Here is an 18,672-nt window from a genome sequence, read left to right on the forward strand (position 1 = left end):
ACGGCCTACGTGCCGCGGGGTTCCACCGGTGGTGTGCTGGCCCGCAGGATGACCTCGCCCTGGACGTGGTGGATCAGCGGGTCGGTGCGGTCAGCGTCGAAGAGCATGCCCAGCGCGTACTCACCGATGTCGGCGAGTGGGAGGCGGACGGTCGTCAGCGGGGGAGTCACGTCGCGCAGGGTCGTGATGTCGTCGAACCCCGCCACGGCGACGTCTGCACCCACGCGCAGGTCGCGATCACGCACGGCTGCCATGGCCCCCACGGCCATCACGTCGTTCACCGCGAACACACAGTGCTGGGGAGCCGGCTCTCGCTCGAGGCAGGAGATCATCGAGTCGTAGCCGCCATCGCGCGTGAAGTCCGACTCGATCACCGTGATGTCCTCGTGAACACCGGCAGCGAGGAGCCCCTCCTTGAACCCACGAACTCGCTCGTTCGACGTCAGCAGGTTCGCCGCGCCGGACAGGATCGTGAAGGTGCGGTAGCCCAAGCCCACGAGCTGGTTCGCGAGGGATCGGGCACCGGCCTCGTTGTCGATGAGCACGGTGTCCGCGTCGAGGAGTCGCTGGCTGACGACGGCGACCCGGCCACCCATCGCCTGGAACTTGCGGATCTCGACCTCCAACCGTGCGGTCGCCCCTCGGTCCTCGAAGCGGCTCCCGGTCAGGATGATCCCGCGTGCCCGCTGTCGACGGAACGCGACGAGGTGGGCGATCTCCCGGTCGGCGGAGCGCTGGGTGCTGGCGAGCGTCACGAGCAGGTCGTGGCGGTCGGCCGCATCGATGACTCCTGTCGCGATGGCCGAGAAGTAGGGGTCGCCGATGTCGTGGACCAGGAGACCGATCAGGTCGGCCTGCCCGCGTGCCATCGCCTGCGCCGTGGCGTTCGGCTCGTAGTCCATGCGGGCGGCGACCGCGAGCACCTTCGCTCGCAGTTCGTCCCCGACCTTCCGGGCTGAGCCGTTGATCGCTCGGGAAGCGGTTGCCAGGGAAACCCCGGCCTCGCGAGCAACGTCTTCGAGGGTCACAGGAGGCCGCTTACTCGGTTCCACGCGGTCTACCTCCCGTTCGGCGCCGGGTTCGCCCAGCTCGACGAGCGTAGCCTGCTGCTGGGATCTTTTGACGCTGGGGCTCCCGACGTCTACGTTTGGGAAAAGGCTTTCCATCCGTGAGTTCGACCGTGAGTTCGACCGTGAGGCTGTGATGACCGTCACAGGTTCGGGCGCTGACGGATCACCCAGCAGAAGGGCACCGCACGATGACCACGCAGACCCTCGGCGTCGCGATGAACGGCGTGACCGGCAGGATGGGGTACCGCCAGCACCTGCTGCGTTCCATCCTCGCCATCCGCGAGCAAGGCGGCGTCACCCTGGCGGACGGCAGCCGCGTCCAGTTGGAGCCCGTGCTGGTCGGGCGCAACGCCGGCAAGCTCGAGGAGATCGCGCGTCGCCACGGCGTCGCTCGTCACACCACCGACCTCGACGAGGTGTTGCGCGACGACGGGATCTCGATCTACTTCGACGCGCAGCTGACCCAGGTACGTGAGAAGTCGCTGGTCGCCGCCATCGATGCCGGCAAGCACATCTACACCGAGAAGCCGGTGGCTGAGTCGTTGGAAGGCGCGATCGATCTGGCTCGACGTGCCGACGCGGCTGGCATCAAGCACGGCGTCGTCCACGACAAGCTCTACCTCCCCGGGCTCATCAAGCTGGCTCGCTTGATCGAGGGCGGCTTCTTCGGTCGCATCCTGTCGGTGCGTGGCGAGTTCGGGTACTGGGTGTTCGAGGGCGATTGGCAGACCGCCCAGCGACCCAGCTGGAACTACCGTTCCGAGGAGGGTGGGGGCATCACCATCGACATGTTCTGCCACTGGAACTACGTGCTCGAGCAGCTCTTCGGCCGCGTGGAGGCGGTGACCGCCAAGGCCGTGACCCACATCGGGGAGCGGTGGGACGAGGACGGCCACCGCTACGACGCGACCGCTGACGACAGCGCCTACGGCATCTTCGAGCTCGAGGGCGGTGTGGTGGCACAGATCAACTCTTCGTGGAGCACCCGACTCAACCGCGACGAGCTGGTCGAGTTCCAGGTCGATGGGACGGAAGGGTCGGCGGTCGCCGGGCTGTTCGGTTGCAAGGTCCAGTCACGGGCCAACACCCCGAAGCCGGTGTGGAACCCCGACCTGCCGACCAACGAGCGCTTCCGCGACCAGTGGCTCGAGGTCCCGGACAACGACACGTTCGACAACGGCTTCAAGATGCAGTGGGAGCAGTTCGTCCGCCACGTCGTCGAGGACGCACCGCACCCGTACGACTTCTGGTCGGGTGCCCGCGGCAACCAGCTCGCCGAGGCTGGCCTGACCTCGTCGAGGGAGGGCCGACGCATCGAGCTGGACCGGATCGCGCCGTGACGGTCTCGGTGCGCCTGCCCGGCGTCGACGGCCGCTCGGTCGACCACACGATGGCCGAGCCGCGGTACCTCGGTGCCGCAGGGGCTCGCTTCACCTCGCGGATCGCCTACGCCGCCGCCCACGTGGTCGCCGAACCGCTCGGCCACAACGCGCCCGGGGCGCCGGCCGCGGTGGACTGGGATGCCACGCTGCGGTTCCGCCACCACCTGTGGAACCACGGGTTCGGTGTCGCCGAGGCCATGGACACCGCGCAACGCGGTATGGGCCTCGACTGGCAGGCAACACAGCAGCTCATCCGCCGCTCAGCCGCCGAGGCCCACGCGGTCGGCGGGCAGATCGCCGCCGGCGCCGGCACCGATCACCTCGAGGCCGGCGAACGCGACCTCGACACGATCACCACCGGCTACCTCACGCAGTTGGAGGTCGTCGAGGACAGTGGTGCACGTCCGATCCTCATGGCCAGCCGGCAGCTGGCCGCTGCGGCCGGGGGTCCTGACGACTACCACCGCATCTACGGTCGGATCCTGGAGGTGTCGTCGACCCCGGTGGTCCTGCACTGGCTCGGCCCCATGTTCGATCCGGCGTTGGCCGGGTACTGGGGATCGGGCGACCTGGAGGAGGCCACCGACAGCTTCGTCGCCCTGTGTGCCGACCACGCCGCGCGCATCGACGGGGTGAAGGTGTCGCTGCTCGACGCCGATCATGAGATCGCGCTGCGGCGCCGGCTGCCGGACACGGTCCGGTGCTACACCGGCGACGACTTCAACTACCCGGAACTGATCCGGGGCGACGACACCGGCCACTCCGACGCGCTGCTCGGCATCTTCGCGGCGATCGCGCCGGCGGCCGCCACCGCGCTGGCCGCGTTGGATCGCGGCGACCTCGAGGTCTACGAGGAGGTCTTCTCTCGGACGGTGCCGCTGGCTCGGCACGTCTTCGCCGTCCCGACGTTCCACTACAAGACCGGCATCGCGTTCCTCGCCTGGTTGTCGGGACACCAGGACGGGTTCACGATGGTGGCGGGGCAGCAGGCGGGACGGAGCGTCCCGGACCTGGTCACCACCTTCCGGCTGGCCGACGCCGCCGGCCTCCTCCCCGACCCGTCGCTGGCAGCTCACCGCATGACGAGCTTCCTCGAGGTCGCTGGCGTGACGCCGTGACTGTCGTGGACGTGCCCTCCGGGCGGCCTGCGGAGCACGCGACGCCGCGGGCCGGTGATCCACGCCTCGGTCGTCTGAGCCTGAACCAGAAGACCACCGACCGCTGGACCGTGCGTGAGGCGGTGGACGGTTGCGTACGTGCGGGTCTGCCCGCCATCGGCCTGTGGCGCGAGGCCGTCGCCCGAACAGGTCTGGACGCATCGGCACGCATGGTCGCCGACGCCGGGCTGCGTGTGTCGTCGCTCTGCCGCGGCGGCTTCCTGACCGCACCCGCCGGCGCGGAACGAACCGCCGCGCTCGACGACAACCGCCGGGCGATCGATGAGGCCGCCACGTTGGGTGCCCCGTGCCTGGTCCTGGTCGTCGGGGGGTTGCCCGACGGCTCACGCGACCTCATCGGCGCCAGGAACCGTGTCGCGGAGGCCATCGCCGAGCTGGCCCCCTACGCGGGGGAACGTGGTGTTCAGCTGGCGCTCGAGCCGCTCCATCCGATGTACGCCGCGGACCGAGCCGTGCTGTCCACCCTCGCGCAGGCGCTCGACCTCGCCGAGGACCACCCACCCGAGCAGGTCGGGGTCGTCATCGACACCTTCCACCTGTGGTGGGACCCGGAGATCTGGACCCAGATCGCGCGGGCGGCGGGTCGCATCAGCAGCTACCAGGTGTGCGACTGGATCACGCCGCTGCCAGCCGACGACGTCCTCCTCGCCCGCGGCATGATGGGTGACGGGCACATCGACTTCCGATCGTTCTGGCGGGCCGTGCACGACGCGGGCTACACCGGTGACATCGAGGTCGAGATCTTCAACGCCGAGGTGTGGGCAGCCGACCCGGACGACGTGGTCGCGACGGTCGCCCGTCGCTACGTCAGCCACGTGCTCCCGGATGCGCCGTCGTGAAGGTCGTGCTGGCACCGGACGCGTTCAAGGGGAGCGCGTCGGCGCCTCGCGTTGCTGCGGCGCTCGGCGCCGGTTGGCGGGAGGTCCGGCCCCACGACGAGGTGATCGAGGCGCCGTTGGCGGACGGCGGTGAGGGCACCGCGGAGGTCCTCGGCGTGGTGCTACCGGGCGCCCGCTACCACCACGCCGAGGTGGTCGACCCGGTCGGCCGGCCCCACCTCGCGCTCTGGGCTGAGCTCCCCGATGGCACGGCGGTCATCGATCTGGCGGCCGCCTGTGGCCTGCCGCTGCTCGACCGCCTCGACCCGCTCGGATCGCACACCTTCGGCCTCGGCCAGTTGCTCGGGGAGGCACTCGACCACGGTGCCACGCGGCTGCTCGTCGGCCTCGGAGGGTCGGCGTCGACCGACGGTGGCTGCGGCGCGCTGGCGGCTCTCGGTGCCCGGTTCCTGGATGCTGACGGCGCCCCGTTGTCGTTGGGGGGCGCGGCGTTGCGCGGTCTGTCCGAGCTCGATCTGAGCGATCTGCGTCCCCCGCCGGTTGGTGGGGTTCAGCTCCTCAGCGACGTCCGCGCACCCCTCCTCGGCGACGGTGGTTCCGCCGCCGTGTTCGGACCGCAGAAGGGTGCCGAGGCCCAGCAGATCGCCGTTCTGGAGGCCGGCCTCGGTCGGCTGCTCGACGTGGCGAGCGTCTCCTCGCCACGGAGCAAGGAGGTGGCGCAGCTGCCTGGTGCCGGCGCCGGCGGCGGTACCGGCTTCGGACTGGCCGCGCTCTGGTCGGGGGAGCTGCTCCCCGGCGCCAGCACCGTGGCCGACCTCGTCGGCCTCGACGCCATGCTCGCCGGTGCGGATGTGGTGGTCACCGGCGAGGGGGCCTTCGACGTGACCTCGACCACCGGCAAGGTGGTCGGATCCCTCCTCGATCGGGTACCGGCACACGTCGAGGTCGCCCTGGTCGCCGGCCGGATCGATGGGGTGGTGCCCGGCCGGGTCAGCGATCACGTGGAGCTGATCGGCCTGGCTGGGACCGAGGTCGCTGCCACCACCGGCGCCGAGGCGTGGATCGTCGAAGCCGGACGCGCACTCGCCTCGCATCTCGGGGTCGTCTCGCCGGGGGCACGTCGGCGGTGACCTCGCCCCGGGGGGTCGTTTCCGACCTGGCGGGCGTCGGGCCGGCCGTGGGCGGTGGGGCAGCCAGCGGGGGCGGCCTGGCCGCATCGGCAACGGAACGCGGTGGCGCCCCTTGACGGACCGGCGAGGGGTCGTTCGCTTCTGGAAAGGTTTCCGGAATCGGTTCCAGCCGGGTCCGATCGGTTCCAACTGGGAGGTGGAGCATGAAGTCCAAGGTCCTCATGAGTCTGCTGGTCCTCGTCCTCGCCCTCGCGGCGTGCGGGGGCGGGGGCGGGTCGAACGATCCGGCGTCGGCGACAGGCGAGCCCGAGGAGGTCGAACTCGTCCTGTGGCTGTACCCGGGACTGGGCTTCGAGGACCTCTACGACGACTACATCGCGGACAACCCGCACGTCAGCATCCGGGAGCAGTTCGCCGACTACGACGAGCACCACGACCGGGTCGCCGCCTCCTTGGCCGCCGGCTCGGGCGGGCCGGACATCGCGGTGCTCGACGTCTCGGTGATCGGGAGCTTCCTGCAGAACCCCGGGGCCTTCGTGAACGTGCGCGATCACGGGGCCGATGACGTGCGTGATCTGTACCTGGACTGGCGCTGGCAGCAGGGCTCGACGCTCGACGGCGAGGTCACGATCGGGCTCCCGACGGACGTCGGGGGGATGGGCATGTGCTACCGCGTCGACCTGTTCGGGGATGCAGGACTGCCGACGGATCGGGATGAGGTCTCGGCGCTCTGGGCCGACTCCTGGGGGAGCTTCATCGATGTCGGCCAGCAGTACACCGAGGCGACCGGACGTCCCTTCGTCGACAGCGCGAACCAGACGCTCTACCGGGCGGTCGTGCACCAGTCCGCGGACAACTACTACGACGCCGACGGGCAGCCGATCTTCGAGGAGAGTTCACAGGTGCGCAAGGCCTGGGACACGGTGACGGCGGCGATCGATGCGGGGATCGATGCCAACATCGAGATCTGGAGCTCCGACTGGAACATCGGCATGAACGACGGTGCGTACGCCGTCCTGACGTGCCCTGCCTGGATGATGGGCTTGGTCCAGGAGCAGGCACCGGACACGGCAGGGAACTGGGACATCGCAGCGCTGCCGGAGGGGGGCGGCAACTGGGGTGGTTCGCACCTGGTGGTGCCGGCACAGTCGAAGAACCACGAGGAGGCGTACCGCCTGATCGAGTGGTTGACCGCACCTGCCCAGCAGTTGGCGGTGTTCGAGGACGTCGGGAACTTCCCGTCGACCCCTGAACTTTACGACGAGGACGCCGTCCAGGATCTCGAGAGCGAGTTCTTCAACGGGGCTCCGGTCGGGCGCATCTTCGCCGCGAACGCCCTCGTGGTCGAGGCGCAGAACATCGGGCCTCACTTCCAGCTGATCAACTCGGAGTTCGAGGCTGGTCTCGGGCGCGTCGCGTCGGGTCGTGAGACCTCGGACGAGGCGTGGGAGTCGACGATCGCCAACATCCTCCGCGAAACCCAGTTCTGAGCGCGTCGTGACCAGCCTGGTGGACCACGGCTCCCAGCAGCGCCTCCGTGCCGCATGGTGGCGGCGAGAGGAACGGGTCGCCCCGTACCTCTACGTCGCGCCCTTCCTGGTGATCTTCCTGGTGTTCGGCGTGTTCACGATCGGCTACACGCTCTGGGTCTCGCTGCACGATTGGCACGTCTTCGGGGGCCGTGAGTTCGTCGGTTTGGCCAACTACCTGCGGTTGGCCGAGGACCCGAGGTTCTGGCGGGCTGTCCAGAACACCTTCTCCATCCTGCTGCTGTCCACCCTCCCCCAGATGGTCGTCGGACTCATCGTCGCTGAGCTGCTGAGCGACCGGTTCCTCCGTGCCCCTCACCTCTTCCGTAGTTCCCTGCTGGTGCCCAACATCACCTCCGTCGTGGCGATCGCGATCGTCTTCCAGTCGCTCTTCGGGCGTCACTTCGGACTCGTGAACATGCTCCTCGAGACGGTCGGTTTCGGCGGCGTGGACTGGTACTCGTCCCGCTTCGCCTCGCACGTGGCGATCGCTTCGATGGTCAACTGGCAGTGGACGGGTTACAACGCGATCATCTTCCTGGCGGCGATGCAGGGCATCCCGAAGGACCTGTACGAAGCCGCGATGGTCGACGGGGCGGGTCGGGTCCAGCGCTTCTGGCGGATCACCGTTCCACAGGTGCGACCCGCCCTGCTCTTCGTGACGGTGGTCTCCGTCATCGGGAACCTGCAGCTGTTCGCCCAACCGCTCCTGTTCGGTGCAGGTTCCGGAACCACAGGGGGCGCCGACAACCAGTACCTCACGATCCTCCTGTACCTCTACAACCAGGCGTTCCGGCAGTTCCGCTTCGGGTACGCCTCGGCGATCGCCTGGACGCTGGTCATGCTCACCGCGCTGTGCTCGCTCGTGGTGTTCGGGCTCTTCGCGCTCCGCAACTACCTGGACGATCGGGAGCCGAACGGCCGCCGGAGCCGGAGGTCGCCCGACCCAGAGATCGCACGGGAGGTGCGACCGTGACGGCCACGGACACACGTCCAGGATCCGCAGCCCCGGCGCGCCAGCCGTCCGGTCGACGGACGGCGTCGCCACGCCCTCGTCGGTTCCGTCGCATCGGTCGGCACTGGCACTACGCCGTCCTCATCGGTGCCGTCGTCGTCTCGGTGTTCCCCTTCTACTGGATGATCGTGGTCGCCTCGAACACCAACGAGGTGATCAGCCAGATCCCACCCCGGCTGATTCCGGGACCGAACCTCCTCGAGAACGCCACGAACGCCGTCGCCCGTGTGCCGTTCGGGGGTGCGCTCCTGAACTCCTTCGTGATCGCGGCCACGACGACCGTGTCGACGGTGGTGTTCGCCACGCTGGCCGGGTTCGCGTTCGCGAAGATCCAGTTCCGTGGACGGTCCGCGCTGATGGCTTTCGTCATCGCGACCATGATGGTTCCGCTCCAGCAGCTCGGCCTGATCCCCCTCTACATCCTCATGTCCCGGTTCGGGTGGGTCAGCTCCCTGCGCGCGGTGATCGTGCCGGGGCTGGTGACCGGGTTCGGGGTCTTCTGGATGCGCCAGGTCGTCGCCACCTCCGTGCACGATGAGCTGCTCGAGGCCGGCCGCATCGACGGGTGCTCCACCTTCGGGCTGTTCCGGAACGTCGTCGTTCCCTCGGTACGACCGGGCGCCGCCGTGCTCGCCCTCTACACGTTCCTGTTCGCCTGGAACGACTTCCTGTGGCCGCTGATCGTCCTGCAGGACGAGTCCAAGCACACGATCCAGATCGCCCTGCGGACGTTGAACGACACCTACTACGTCGACTACGCCATGGTCATGACGGGCACGCTCCTGAGCGTGCTGCCGCTTATCGTGGTCTTCGTCCTGCTGTCACGCCAGATGGTGGCAGGACTCATGGAAGGGGCTGTGAAGGGATGAGTCGAGCTACACCAGCAGCGGCGGGGGCGGGTCCGACGAGGACGGTCACGCTGTCCGATGTCGCCCGAGCTGCAGGCGTGAGCAACGCCACGGCGTCGCGCGCCCTGTCGGAGCCCGTCCACCCCGATGTCAGGCGGGCCACCGCCGAACACGTCCGGGCGGTCGCAGAAGAGCTGGGCTTCCGGCCGAACTCTGCAGCGCGTGCCCTGCGGACGGGACGGTCGCGGACGCTGGTGGCCACGCTGCCCGGCAGGTCGTTCGGGTGGTGGGACACCGGGCTGCGGGCAGCGGCTGCGGCGGCACGTGAGCTCGGCTACCACGTCTTCGCCTACCCCCTCGAGTCCTCGGAACCGCTGACCGAGCTGCTCGAGAGCGTGAAGGAGCTGCGCGCGGACGGCGTCCTGCTCGTCACGCCCGGCTCGATCGAGCCGTACCGCGCGCACCTCTCCGGCCTCGACCTGCCGATCGTCCTGATCGAGGACGAGTTGTCGTACGACTGGGTGACGACGGTCTGTGCCCACAACGAGGAGGGCGGCTACCTGGCGGCGCGCCACCTGCTCGAACTCGGTCACCGGCGCATCGCGGCGATCGCGCCCGCCGCAGGGGGTCTGTACGTGGAGGACCGCCTCGCCGGGTACCGGCGAGCGTTGCGGGAGTACGGCGTGGCGGTCGACCCTGCGCTGATCATCGCGTCGGACGAGCGGTACGAGGATCCCGCTTCGGCCTCCTCGGCTGTCCGGGCGCTGCTCGATCAGGGCATGCACTTCGATGCGTTGTTCTGCTTGGTGGACTACCTCGCGGCGGGTGCGCTCATGACCCTGCGCGCGGCGGGGATGCGGGTGCCTGACGACATCTCGGTCGTGGGGTTCGACGACGAGCGTGCGGCTCGGCTCGTCGACCCGCCGCTGACGACCATCCGGCAGCCGATCGCAGAGATGGGCGAACTCGCCGTGCGGCTGCTCATCGGGAGTGCCAAGGACGGGCTGGGCGATCCCCGTCGTCACGAGCTGCCGGTGGAGCTGATCGTCCGTGCGTCGACCGGGCCGGCGGCGAACCGTGGCTGACCCGGTTCGGAGGGGACCACCGATGGCCTTCCCCGAGGACTTCCTGTGGGGCGCCGCCACCTCGGCCTACCAGGTGGAGGGCGCGACGACGATCGACGGACGCGGACCGTCCAACTGGGACGTCTTCGCGGCACAGCCGGGCCGGATCCACGCGGGGGAGACCGCGGACACCGCCGCGGACCACTACCACCGCGTCGACGAGGATCTCGAGCTCATGGCGGGCCTCGGGCTCCGCGCGTACCGCTTCTCGCTGTCCTGGACCCGCATCCACCCGCAGGGTGACGGCGTCGTCAACCCCTCCGGTATCGGGTTCTACGACCGGCTGATCGACGGGCTGCTGGAGCGTTCGATCGTCCCGCTGGTGACCATCAACCACATGGAGCTCCCGCAGGCGCTCGAGCGTGACGGCGGCTGGCTCGAGCGCGAGACCGTGGACCGCTTCGTGGCGTTCGCCGTCGCCGTCCACGATGCCTTCGGGGACCGTGTCCGCCACTGGATGACGCTCAACGAGGTGCCGGTGACGACCTGGAGCGGCTACGGCTCCACCAGCTTCCCGCCTGGGCTGGGTGACCCGAGCCGGGTCCTGCCCGCGGTGCACCACCAGCTGCTCGCTCACGGACGCGCGGTCCGTGAGATGCGTCGGCGCCGTCCCGAGAACGCCTACGGCATCGTGGCCTCGTACTGGCCGGTCACCCCCGCTTCACGATCCGACGCTGACCTGCACGCCGCCGAGCTGCTCGATGCCGCCTACAACCGCATCGGCCTGGACCCGCTCGTCCACGGCCGGTACCCGGCGCCGCTCCTCGATTGGCACCACCAGCGAGGTGGGGCGTCCTTCCTCGAACCGGGTGACGTCGAGGACCTCACCTGCCCCATCGACTTCTTCGGGCTCAACTACTACGGCCCGATCCACGCCGCTGCCGGCGATCCGGGCTCCGGTGGTCCGTTCGTCCCGAGCGGTCTCGGCATCGACCAGCTCGCACCGGATGGCTACCAGTACACGGCCAGCAACTGGGCGATCGACGCTCGACCGCTGCTCGACGTCCTGCGGACACTGCGCGACGAGTACGAGCTCCCCGTCGTCATCACCGAGAACGGTGCGGCCTTCGACGACCAGATCGCTGCCGACGGTCACGTCCACGACCACCGTCGCATCAGCTACCTACGCGACCACCTCTGCGTCGTGCAGCAGGCCATCGCTGAGGGCGTCGACGTGCGTGGGTACATGGTCTGGTCGCTCATCGACAACTTCGAGTGGGCTTCCGGGTACGCGAAGCGCTTCGGTCTCGTGCGCGTCGATCCCGACAACCAGGACCGGACCCCGAAGGCCAGCTACGGCTGGTACCGGCACGTCATCGCGACGAACGGTCGGGCCCTCGCGGACGCCGCCCTGCCGGTGTGAGGCATGGGCTCGAGTCCGACGCGCTCTGGCGTGTGGCCGACTCGCTCGGCCTGATCGTGGGCGAGCACGGCCGCGTTCCGCTCAGCGAACCGTCGCCGTTGCCCGCGACGAGGCGGCTCGGCAAGGTCGCCGCACGGTGAGACGGCACCCGCGGACGCGGGGGACGGGCCGCCGAGGAGGCTCTCGTGGGTGTACCCGTGGCGATCATCGGCTCCGGCAACATCGGTACCGATCTGATGGTCAAGATCCTGCGCTCGGACGGACCGCTCGAGGTCGCCGCACTGGTCGGCATCGATCCGGACTCCGATGGCCTCGCGCGGGCGCGACGCCACGGCGTGGCGACCACGCACCATGGCGTGGAGGGTCTGCTGGCGATGCCGGGGGCGGGCGACGTCCGGGTCGTCTTCGACGCGACCTCCGCCACGGCGCACGTCGCCAACGCCGAACTCCTGGCCGATCACCCGGCGCAGTTGGTCGACCTGACGCCCGCGGCGATCGGCCCGTACGTCGTCCCGGTGGTCAACGGCGGCGAGCACGCCGACGCTCGCGACGTGAACATGGTCACGTGCGGCGGGCAGGCCACGATCCCGATCATCGCGGCGGTCTCGAAGGTCGCGGCGCTGCCCTACGCCGAGATCGTCGCGTCGATCTCGTCGCGCTCCGCGGGGCCGGGGACGCGCGCCAACATCGACGAGTTCACCGAGACCACCGCCCGTGGCATCGAGGCCGTCGGCGGCGCGACCCGGGGGAAGGCGATCATCGTCCTCAACCCGGCCGAGCCGCCGTTGGTGATGCGTGACACGGTGCTCTGCCTCACCGGGCCCGCCGATCCCGGCGACATCGTCGCCTCGATCGAGGACATGGTGGCCGCGGTGCAGAAGTACGTGCCCGGGTACCGGCTCAGGCATCGGGTGCTCGTCGAACCGTTCGACGCGGCGAGGCAGCGGGTGCCCGAGGGTGTGGATCCGGATGCGGTTGCGCAGCAGGTGTCGGTGCTCCTCGAGGTGGAGGGCGCGGCGGACTACCTGCCGGCTTGGGCCGGGAACCTCGACATCATGACCGCGGCGGCGCTGTCCACGGGGGAGCGGCTGAGCAACGTCACCGGTGGTGCATCGTGACCAGGCTCTACGTCCAGGACGTCACCCTTCGCGACGGGATGCACGCCATCCGGCACGGGTACTCCGTTGGGGACGTGCGCACGATCGCACGTGTCCTCGATGCGGCCGGTGTCGACGCGATCGAGGTGGCTCACGGTGATGGCCTGGCCGGGTCCTCGCTGACCTACGGCGTCGGCGCCCACGAGGACGGCGAGTGGATCCGTGCCGCCGCCGAGGTCTGCCGGCGGGCGAAGCTGACCACGCTGCTGCTCCCCGGCATCGGCACCCTCGACGATCTCCGTGCCGCCCACGACCTCGGCGTCCGGTCGGTCCGTGTCGCCACCCACTGCACCGAGGCGGACATCGCGCCCCAGCACATCGGTCTGGCCCGCGAACTCGGCATGGACGTCGCGGGGTTCCTGATGATGGCCCACATGGCGTCGCCGGACGTCCTCGCCGAGCAGGCGAGGATCATGGCCGACGCCGGGGCGAACTGCGTCTACGTGACCGACTCCGGGGGCCGCCTGACGATGGAGGGGGTCCGCCAGCGGGTGGTCGCCTTCCGCGAGGCGCTCCCCGACGACGTGGGGCTCGGGATCCACGCCCATCACAACCTCGCCCTCGGCGTGGCGAACGCGGTCGTCGCCGTCGAGCACGGTGTCACCAGGGTCGATGCGTCGCTGGCTGGCATGGGTGCCGGTGCGGGGAACACACCCATCGAGGCCTTCGTCGCCGTGGCCGACCTCTACGGGTGGGAGCACGGCTGCGACCTGTTCGCGCTCATGGACGCCGCCGATGACATCGTCCGGCCGATGCAGGACCGCCCCGTCCGGGTCGACCGCGAGACGCTGACCCTGGGTTACGCCGGCGTCTACTCCAGCTTCCTGCGCCACGCGGAACGGGTGTCGCAGGCCCAGGGCGTCGATGTCCGCGAGCTGCTGGTGAAGATCGGGGAACGCGGGCTCGTCGGTGGTCAGGAGGACCTCATCGTCGACGTTGCCCTCGATCTGGCGGCGTCGGGTCCCTCTCCGTCGGCCAACTGAGCCCGCCGCTCCACCGCCTGTCCCGCCGTTCCAGGAGGCACCCGTGAGCACCACCGAGTCGGTCCCTACCTCGCGAGCCAGCAGCGCTGAGCTCGTCGCCGCCACGCAGAAGGGGCGCCTCGACTGGTCGTCGTGGCCCGTCTACGACGGCGCCGCCCGTGGCCTGAGGGACTACTGGTACCCGGTCTGCTGGGCCAACACCCTCACCGACGTTCCGAAGGCCGTGCGCCTGCTCGGCGAGAACATCATGGTGGTGCGCGACGAGGACGGCACGGCCCACGCGCTGCACGATCGCTGCCCGCACCGGGGTGTGAAGCTGTCCGAGGGGGACGTGCAGTTCCCCGGCACGGTCTCGTGCGCCTACCACGGGTGGACCTTCGGGCTCGAAGACGGGGTCCTGAACGCGGTGATCACCGACGGGCCGGATTCGCCGATCTGCGGCAAGGTCGCCGTCGCCACCTACCCGGTCGAGGAACGCCTCGGGCTCGTCTGGATCTACGTCGGTGACCGCGAGCCCCACCCGATCGACGAACAGCTGCCCGAGGAGCTCACCCAGGGCGTGCCGTTCAGCGTCGGCGGCCGCATCGATCGGCGGTCCGGCAACTGGCGGCTGGCCTGCGAGAACGGCTTCGACGAGGGCCACGCCAAGTACCTGCACCGCACCTCGCTGTGGCGCCTGTTCAAGACCATGCCGACCTGGAACGTCACCCACATCGAGCGACGCGCGCGCTGGATCTTCCGGGTGCAGGACGAGGTCCACTGGGAGGCGGAGTTCCCGGGTGTCGGTCGCTGGACCAACAAGCGCTGGTGGAAGCTGAACCCACCGGAGGGCGAGTCCTTCACGCTCGGCAACACCGGCGCGGGGCAGGAGCCGAACGAGCACATCGCGGCGCAGGACTTCCCCGGCTTCGTCTCCGTCTCGCAGCCGGGCGTGTTGCGCGTCGCCTACCCGCACTTCATCCACTACGAGTTCTACGTGCCCATCGACGAGGACGAGCACCTCTACGTCGGCGTGATGGTGAACTTCGAGCGGGGCGCGAAGTCGCTGTCGTACAAGGCGCGCTACCTCGGTGGCATCCGCTGGCTGTTCCACGGCGACTTCTCGGGCCAGGATGCGTGGATGGTCGAGCAGACCGATGCCCCGCCCGAACGGCTCTACCGCCCCGACCTGTCGTTGACCGCCTGGCGCCGCCTCGCCAGCGAGCCGAACCCGTTCTGGCCCGAGGTGGAACGGGAGGCGATCATCGCCAAGGACAGGGCGACCCAGCGGGCACGCCGCCGGACCCCGACCCCGGCCGAAGCGACCGGGAACCCCTACGCCACGGACGCCGACGTGCCCCCCGAACGCCGCTCACCGCAGGGCGGCGACGCGGCGGGTGGCCCGTGACCCGCGAAGCCGGACCGCAGCCGGCGGGGCGCGATGTCGCGGTCGACGACCGCACCTACCACGTGATCGAGCTGGGCGACGAGGGCCCGCCGACCGTGTTCCTGCACGGCGGTGGTCCGGGCTGCTCGGCGTGGACCGACTTCGGTCCCGTCGCGCCGATGTTCTCGGCGGATCGCCGCTGCGTGTTCGTCGACCTGCTCCAGTACGGAGCATCCGACAAGCAGCCGATCAGCGGGCCACGGTGGACGTTCCTGGCGACGTCGCTGCGCGACCTGCTCGACGAACTCGGCCTCGACGGGCCGGTCGATGTGGTGTGCAACTCCTGGGGCGGGACCATCGCGGTGCGGTTCGCGGCGCTGTTCCCGGATCGTCTGCGGGCGCTCGTGGTGACCGGTTCCATGCCGGTCTTCTACGGTCCGCTCGCGCCGTTGCCCGAGGGCGCGCGGCGTGGCCGCAACGCGCGCGATGCGTACTACGGCGGCGAGGGCCCCACCCGCGAGAAGATGCGTCACCTGATCGCGTCGCTCGAGTGGTACGACCCGAACCTCATCCCCGAGTCGACCATCGATCGACGCTACGAGCAGAGCCTGCAGCCGGGCGAGGTCGAGCTCGCCGGCCACTCCGACGAGCTCCGCGGTGATTGGGAGGACCTCGAGGACTCGCTGCGGGCCATCGCCGCGCCCACGCTCTTCGCCTGGGGCATGTACGACGCGTTCCTCACGCCGGACTACCCGCTGATGCTGGCGCGGATGGTGCCCCACGGGCAGCTCTTCGTGATGGACCGGGTGTCCCACCACCTCCAGGAGGAGCGACCGGCGGCCTACCACGGCGTGGTCGACGCCTGGTTGCGGGTCCAGGACCGGGAGACCGACTCATGAGCCAGATCGTCCTCGGCGTCGCAGCCTCGCACTCGACGTTGATGAACACCCACTGGGACACCACCAGCGACCAGGAGGGCGCGACGCGCTACCGCGACGCGCTCGGCGCTGCCCGCGAGGCGGTCGAGGCCGCGGCGCCGGACCTCGTGATCATCGTCGGTTCGAACCACTTCCGTGGGCTGTGGCTCGACCTGATGCCCGCCTTCACGCTCGGGGTCGGGGAGGTCGTCGCCGCCGGGGAGTCCGGGACGCCGAAGGGGCCCTTGCCGACCGACCCCGGGGCAGCGCAGGCGATCGCCCAGCACCTGGTCGACGCGAACTTCGACATCGCCTTCTCCGGCAGGATGCAGGTCGATCACGGCATCAGCCACGCGGTGCAGTACCTGTTGCCCGGCACCGATGCCCCGGTGCTGCCGCTGATCGTCAACATGTTCGCCCCGCCGCTCCCGCGACTGGAACGGTGCGAGACGCTCGGTCGGACCGTGGCCGAGGCGGTGGCGGCCCTGCCGGGAGACCGCCGCGTCGTCGTCGTGGCTTCCGGTGGTCTGTCGCACGCGCTGCCGTGGCCGGACTGGCGCGCCCCGAGGTCGGACGACGACGCCTTCATGGTGGAGGCGTTCCTCGACGGCCGTGAGAACTGGTCCGACTACGACGTCCGCCGCCGCCAGATCATCGTCAACGCCGAGGCGCGGCTGAACGAGGACTTCGACCACGAGCTCCTGTCCTGGGTCGAGCAGGGGCGTATGCGCGAGCTCCTCGCCCACCAGGACGACCTGGCCGAGATCGCCGGCAACGGAGGGCAGGAGCTGCGCTCGTGGCTCCTGGTCGCCGCCGCGTGTGGGCACGCACCCGGCCGTGCCCTGGCCTACAGCCCCATGCGCGAGTGGTTGACCGGGATGGGGGTCGCCGTCATCGACGAGCCCCGTGCCCCTGCCCCTGCTGCCTGACCCGAAACCAGCCACCGACGAGGAGCCCCACGTGAGCATCTGGCTCGACCTGACCCCCCACCCGTTCTGCATCGAGTACGTCGACGCCGGCGGTGTCCGTACGCGGGCGCTGACGGCCGGCGAAGGGGAGGACGTGATCTTCCTCCACGGCACCTCGGGGCACCTCGAGGCCTTCAGTCGCAACATCGGCGCGTACGTCGACGCCGGCTACCGCTGCCACGCGATCGACGCGCTCGGTCACGGGTACACCGACCCGGTCGACGAACCCTACGAGCTGCCCCGCTACGCGCAGCACGTCCTCGACTACCTCGACGCGCAGGGGATCGACCGCGTCCACATCGTCGGGGAGTCGCTCGGCGGGTGGATCGCGGCCTACGTCGGCTCCGACCACCCCGAGCGCGTCCGCTCCATCCAGCTCGTCGCGTCGGGTGGCACCAAGGCCGTGCCCGCGGTCATGGCGCGCATCAAGAACTCCACCCGCGAGGCGGTGCTGAGCGATGACCGGGCGTTGACCGAGCAGCGCCTCCACCTGCTGATGGCCGACCCGGAGGCGGATGTGACCGACGAACTCGTCGACGTCCGCTACCGGATCTACCACCAGCCCCGGTTCCAGGAGCACCTGGACAACCTGCTCGGCCTGCAGGAGATGGAGCGGCGCCAGCGCAACCTGTTGACCGAGGAGCGGATGGCCAAGCTGACGATGCCGGTCCTCGTGATCTGGGGCCGCGACAACCCGTTCGGCGAGATCCCCGAGGCGCAGAAGATGCACGAGGCCATCCCGGGTTCGGAGCTGGTCCTGTTCGACGACTGCGGTCACTGGCCACAGCACGAGAAGGCCGACGAGTACCACCCGATCGCGTTCGAGTTCCTGGCGAAGGCGTCGTCGCACTGATCGTCTCGGCGCCCGGGCCTGCATGTCTCGGGATGCGGCCACACCCGAGGACCCGGATGTGCTCGCCGTCGCCGCGGTCAGGTGCTGGTGGAGTCGAGCATCCGTCCGATGGCCCTGGCGGATGTGCGCACGAGACTGTGGTAGGAACTGGGCTCGCCCTTGTGGATCGGCATCGCGATCCCGATGGCGGCAACGGGTCGTCCGTCGGATCCCAGGACGGCCGCAGCAGCGGCGCCGTAGCCGAGGCGGACCTCCTCGCGCTCGCTGGCGGCGCCGGCCAGCCGCGCCTCGTCCACGAGCTGACGCAGCAAGCTCGGGGACGTCACGGTGTGCCGGGTCATCCGGGGCAGGCCCGCGGCGATGCACTCCTCCAGGGTCGCGTCGGGTTCAGCCGCGAGGATCGCGCGGCCCGTGGCCGTGCAGTGCAGCGGCAGACGGCCCGCGAGCGACGACACCTCGTTCTCGCCGGTGTGGCCCCGGATCTTGATCACGTACAGGATCTCGTTGCCGTCGCGGACGCTGAGGAAGACCGTGGCACCCGTGGCGACGTAGAGGTCCTCGACGAACGGGATCGCCAGACGGGTGATGTCGCGGTAGCCCGGCACGCGCTGTCCGAGCTCGAACAGCCGTCGTCCGAGGCTGAAACGCTCGTCGATGCGGTCGAGCAACCCGAGCGCCACCAGTTCGCTCGCCAGCCGGTGGACGGTCGGCTTGGCGAGGTCGGCGATCCGGGCCAGGTCGGACAGGCCGATGATCTGGTGGTCGTCGTCGAACGCGGCCAGGATCCGGTCGACCTTGCTCAGGACCGAGGGCGGGGAAGCCGAGCGCGACGGTGCGGGCATGGGCGTTCCTCTGGTCTCCGGTCCGGTCAATGAACCAGAACCGTTGGCGTTTCTGCAAAGGTCGGCTGAGCTGCGAGGTGCGTGCCGCAGATCGCAACGCGAGGAGCA

Annotated in this window: 18 protein-coding genes; 16 read left to right on the forward strand and 2 right to left on the reverse strand. The window is 69.8% G+C overall.

Features of this window, described 5'->3' with window-relative positions; all coding sequences use genetic code 11:
* Positions 1 to 5 precede the first annotated feature (5 nt).
* Positions 6 to 1,052 carry a substrate-binding domain-containing protein gene (locus tag NITAL_RS23675; RefSeq protein WP_052668737.1) on the reverse strand — a complete coding sequence of 349 codons (1,047 nt, stop codon included), beginning with the start codon at positions 1,050 to 1,052 and terminating at the stop codon, positions 6 to 8.
* A gap of 206 nt (positions 1,053 to 1,258) precedes the next feature.
* On the opposite strand from NITAL_RS23675, the gene NITAL_RS23680 reads away from it, so the two are divergent.
* The 16 genes from NITAL_RS23680 (at position 1,259) to NITAL_RS23750 (ending at position 17,722) form a co-directional block, all read left to right on the forward strand.
* Positions 1,259 to 2,410: a Gfo/Idh/MocA family protein gene (locus NITAL_RS23680; protein WP_052668738.1), complete on the forward strand. Its 1,152-nt coding sequence runs from the start codon at positions 1,259 to 1,261 to the stop codon at positions 2,408 to 2,410.
* Positions 2,407 to 3,570 carry a dihydrodipicolinate synthase family protein gene (locus tag NITAL_RS23685; RefSeq protein ID WP_083441948.1) on the forward strand — a complete coding sequence of 388 codons (1,164 nt, stop codon included), beginning with the start codon at positions 2,407 to 2,409 and terminating at the stop codon, positions 3,568 to 3,570. The genes NITAL_RS23680 and NITAL_RS23685 overlap by 4 nt, the downstream gene beginning before the upstream one ends.
* Positions 3,567 to 4,469, forward strand: a complete 903-nt coding sequence (locus NITAL_RS23690) for a sugar phosphate isomerase/epimerase family protein (RefSeq protein ID WP_052668739.1) — start codon at positions 3,567 to 3,569, stop codon at positions 4,467 to 4,469. The genes NITAL_RS23685 and NITAL_RS23690 overlap by 4 nt, the downstream gene beginning before the upstream one ends.
* Positions 4,466 to 5,599: a glycerate kinase gene (locus NITAL_RS23695; protein WP_052668740.1), complete on the forward strand. Its 1,134-nt coding sequence runs from the start codon at positions 4,466 to 4,468 to the stop codon at positions 5,597 to 5,599. Before NITAL_RS23690 ends, NITAL_RS23695 begins: the two co-directional genes overlap by 4 nt.
* A 203-nt stretch (positions 5,600 to 5,802) precedes the next feature.
* Positions 5,803 to 7,089 (forward strand): ABC transporter substrate-binding protein, encoded by a 1,287-nt coding sequence (locus tag NITAL_RS23700; RefSeq protein WP_052668741.1) that lies wholly within the window; start codon positions 5,803 to 5,805, stop codon positions 7,087 to 7,089.
* 7 nt (positions 7,090 to 7,096) lie between these two features.
* Positions 7,097 to 8,104, forward strand: a complete 1,008-nt coding sequence (locus NITAL_RS23705; RefSeq protein ID WP_211262645.1) for a carbohydrate ABC transporter permease — start codon at positions 7,097 to 7,099, stop codon at positions 8,102 to 8,104.
* Positions 8,101 to 9,012, forward strand: coding sequence for a carbohydrate ABC transporter permease (locus NITAL_RS23710; RefSeq protein WP_083441951.1), 912 nt, complete (start codon positions 8,101 to 8,103; stop codon positions 9,010 to 9,012). Before NITAL_RS23705 ends, NITAL_RS23710 begins: the two co-directional genes overlap by 4 nt.
* Positions 9,009 to 10,076 (forward strand): LacI family DNA-binding transcriptional regulator, encoded by a 1,068-nt coding sequence (locus NITAL_RS23715; RefSeq protein WP_083441952.1) that lies wholly within the window; start codon positions 9,009 to 9,011, stop codon positions 10,074 to 10,076. Before NITAL_RS23710 ends, NITAL_RS23715 begins: the two co-directional genes overlap by 4 nt.
* Before the next feature lie 22 nt (positions 10,077 to 10,098).
* Positions 10,099 to 11,478, forward strand: a complete 1,380-nt coding sequence (locus tag NITAL_RS23720; protein WP_052668743.1) for a GH1 family beta-glucosidase — start codon at positions 10,099 to 10,101, stop codon at positions 11,476 to 11,478.
* Positions 11,475 to 11,618: a hypothetical protein gene (locus NITAL_RS28710; RefSeq protein WP_157042056.1), complete on the forward strand. Its 144-nt coding sequence runs from the start codon at positions 11,475 to 11,477 to the stop codon at positions 11,616 to 11,618. The genes NITAL_RS23720 and NITAL_RS28710 overlap by 4 nt, the downstream gene beginning before the upstream one ends.
* Positions 11,619 to 11,714: 96 nt before the next feature.
* A complete protein-coding gene (locus tag NITAL_RS23725; RefSeq protein WP_052670032.1) occupies positions 11,715 to 12,596 on the forward strand; it encodes an acetaldehyde dehydrogenase (acetylating) in 882 nt (293 codons plus the stop codon).
* Positions 12,593 to 13,618, forward strand: a complete 1,026-nt coding sequence (gene dmpG, locus NITAL_RS23730) for a 4-hydroxy-2-oxovalerate aldolase (protein WP_083441953.1) — start codon at positions 12,593 to 12,595, stop codon at positions 13,616 to 13,618. The genes NITAL_RS23725 and dmpG overlap by 4 nt, the downstream gene beginning before the upstream one ends.
* 43 nt (positions 13,619 to 13,661) lie before the next feature.
* Entirely contained in the window at positions 13,662 to 15,005 is a 1,344-nt protein-coding gene (locus tag NITAL_RS23735; RefSeq protein ID WP_052668744.1) for an aromatic ring-hydroxylating dioxygenase subunit alpha, read from the forward strand.
* Complete coding sequence (locus tag NITAL_RS23740; RefSeq protein WP_052668745.1) at positions 15,002 to 15,883, forward strand: alpha/beta fold hydrolase; 882 nt, start codon at positions 15,002 to 15,004, stop codon at positions 15,881 to 15,883. The genes NITAL_RS23735 and NITAL_RS23740 overlap by 4 nt, the downstream gene beginning before the upstream one ends.
* On the forward strand, positions 15,880 to 16,830 hold the full coding sequence (locus tag NITAL_RS23745) for a DODA-type extradiol aromatic ring-opening family dioxygenase (protein ID WP_052668746.1): 951 nt from the start codon (positions 15,880 to 15,882) through the stop codon (positions 16,828 to 16,830). The genes NITAL_RS23740 and NITAL_RS23745 overlap by 4 nt, the downstream gene beginning before the upstream one ends.
* Positions 16,831 to 16,861: 31 nt before the next feature.
* Positions 16,862 to 17,722: an alpha/beta fold hydrolase gene (locus NITAL_RS23750; RefSeq protein WP_052670035.1), complete on the forward strand. Its 861-nt coding sequence runs from the start codon at positions 16,862 to 16,864 to the stop codon at positions 17,720 to 17,722.
* Between the two features lie 77 nt (positions 17,723 to 17,799).
* Here NITAL_RS23750 and NITAL_RS27615 read toward each other — a convergent pair whose 3' ends face one another.
* Entirely contained in the window at positions 17,800 to 18,564 is a 765-nt protein-coding gene (locus NITAL_RS27615) for an IclR family transcriptional regulator (protein WP_052668747.1), read from the reverse strand.
* Positions 18,565 to 18,672 lie beyond the last annotated feature (108 nt).

Source organism: Nitriliruptor alkaliphilus DSM 45188 (genome assembly GCF_000969705.1).
In the GTDB taxonomy this organism is placed as follows: Bacteria; Actinomycetota; Nitriliruptoria; order Nitriliruptorales; family Nitriliruptoraceae; genus Nitriliruptor; species Nitriliruptor alkaliphilus.

Excerpts from the sequence above, each read along its gene's own strand:
- NITAL_RS23680 (WP_052668738.1), top strand. The coding sequence starts at position 1,259 with ATGACCACGCAGACCCTCGGCGTCGCGATGAACGGCGTGACCGGCAGG.
- NITAL_RS23700 (WP_052668741.1), top strand. The coding sequence starts at position 5,803 with ATGAAGTCCAAGGTCCTCATGAGTCTGCTGGTCCTCGTCCTCGCCCTC.
- NITAL_RS23715 (WP_083441952.1), top strand. The coding sequence starts at position 9,009 with ATGAGTCGAGCTACACCAGCAGCGGCGGGGGCGGGTCCGACGAGGACG.
- NITAL_RS23720 (WP_052668743.1), top strand. The coding sequence starts at position 10,099 with ATGGCCTTCCCCGAGGACTTCCTGTGGGGCGCCGCCACCTCGGCCTAC.
- NITAL_RS23725 (WP_052670032.1), top strand. The coding sequence starts at position 11,715 with ATGGTCAAGATCCTGCGCTCGGACGGACCGCTCGAGGTCGCCGCACTG.
- NITAL_RS23745 (WP_052668746.1), top strand. The coding sequence starts at position 15,880 with ATGAGCCAGATCGTCCTCGGCGTCGCAGCCTCGCACTCGACGTTGATG.
- NITAL_RS27615 (WP_052668747.1), bottom strand. The coding sequence starts at position 18,564 with ATGCCCGCACCGTCGCGCTCGGCTTCCCCGCCCTCGGTCCTGAGCAAG.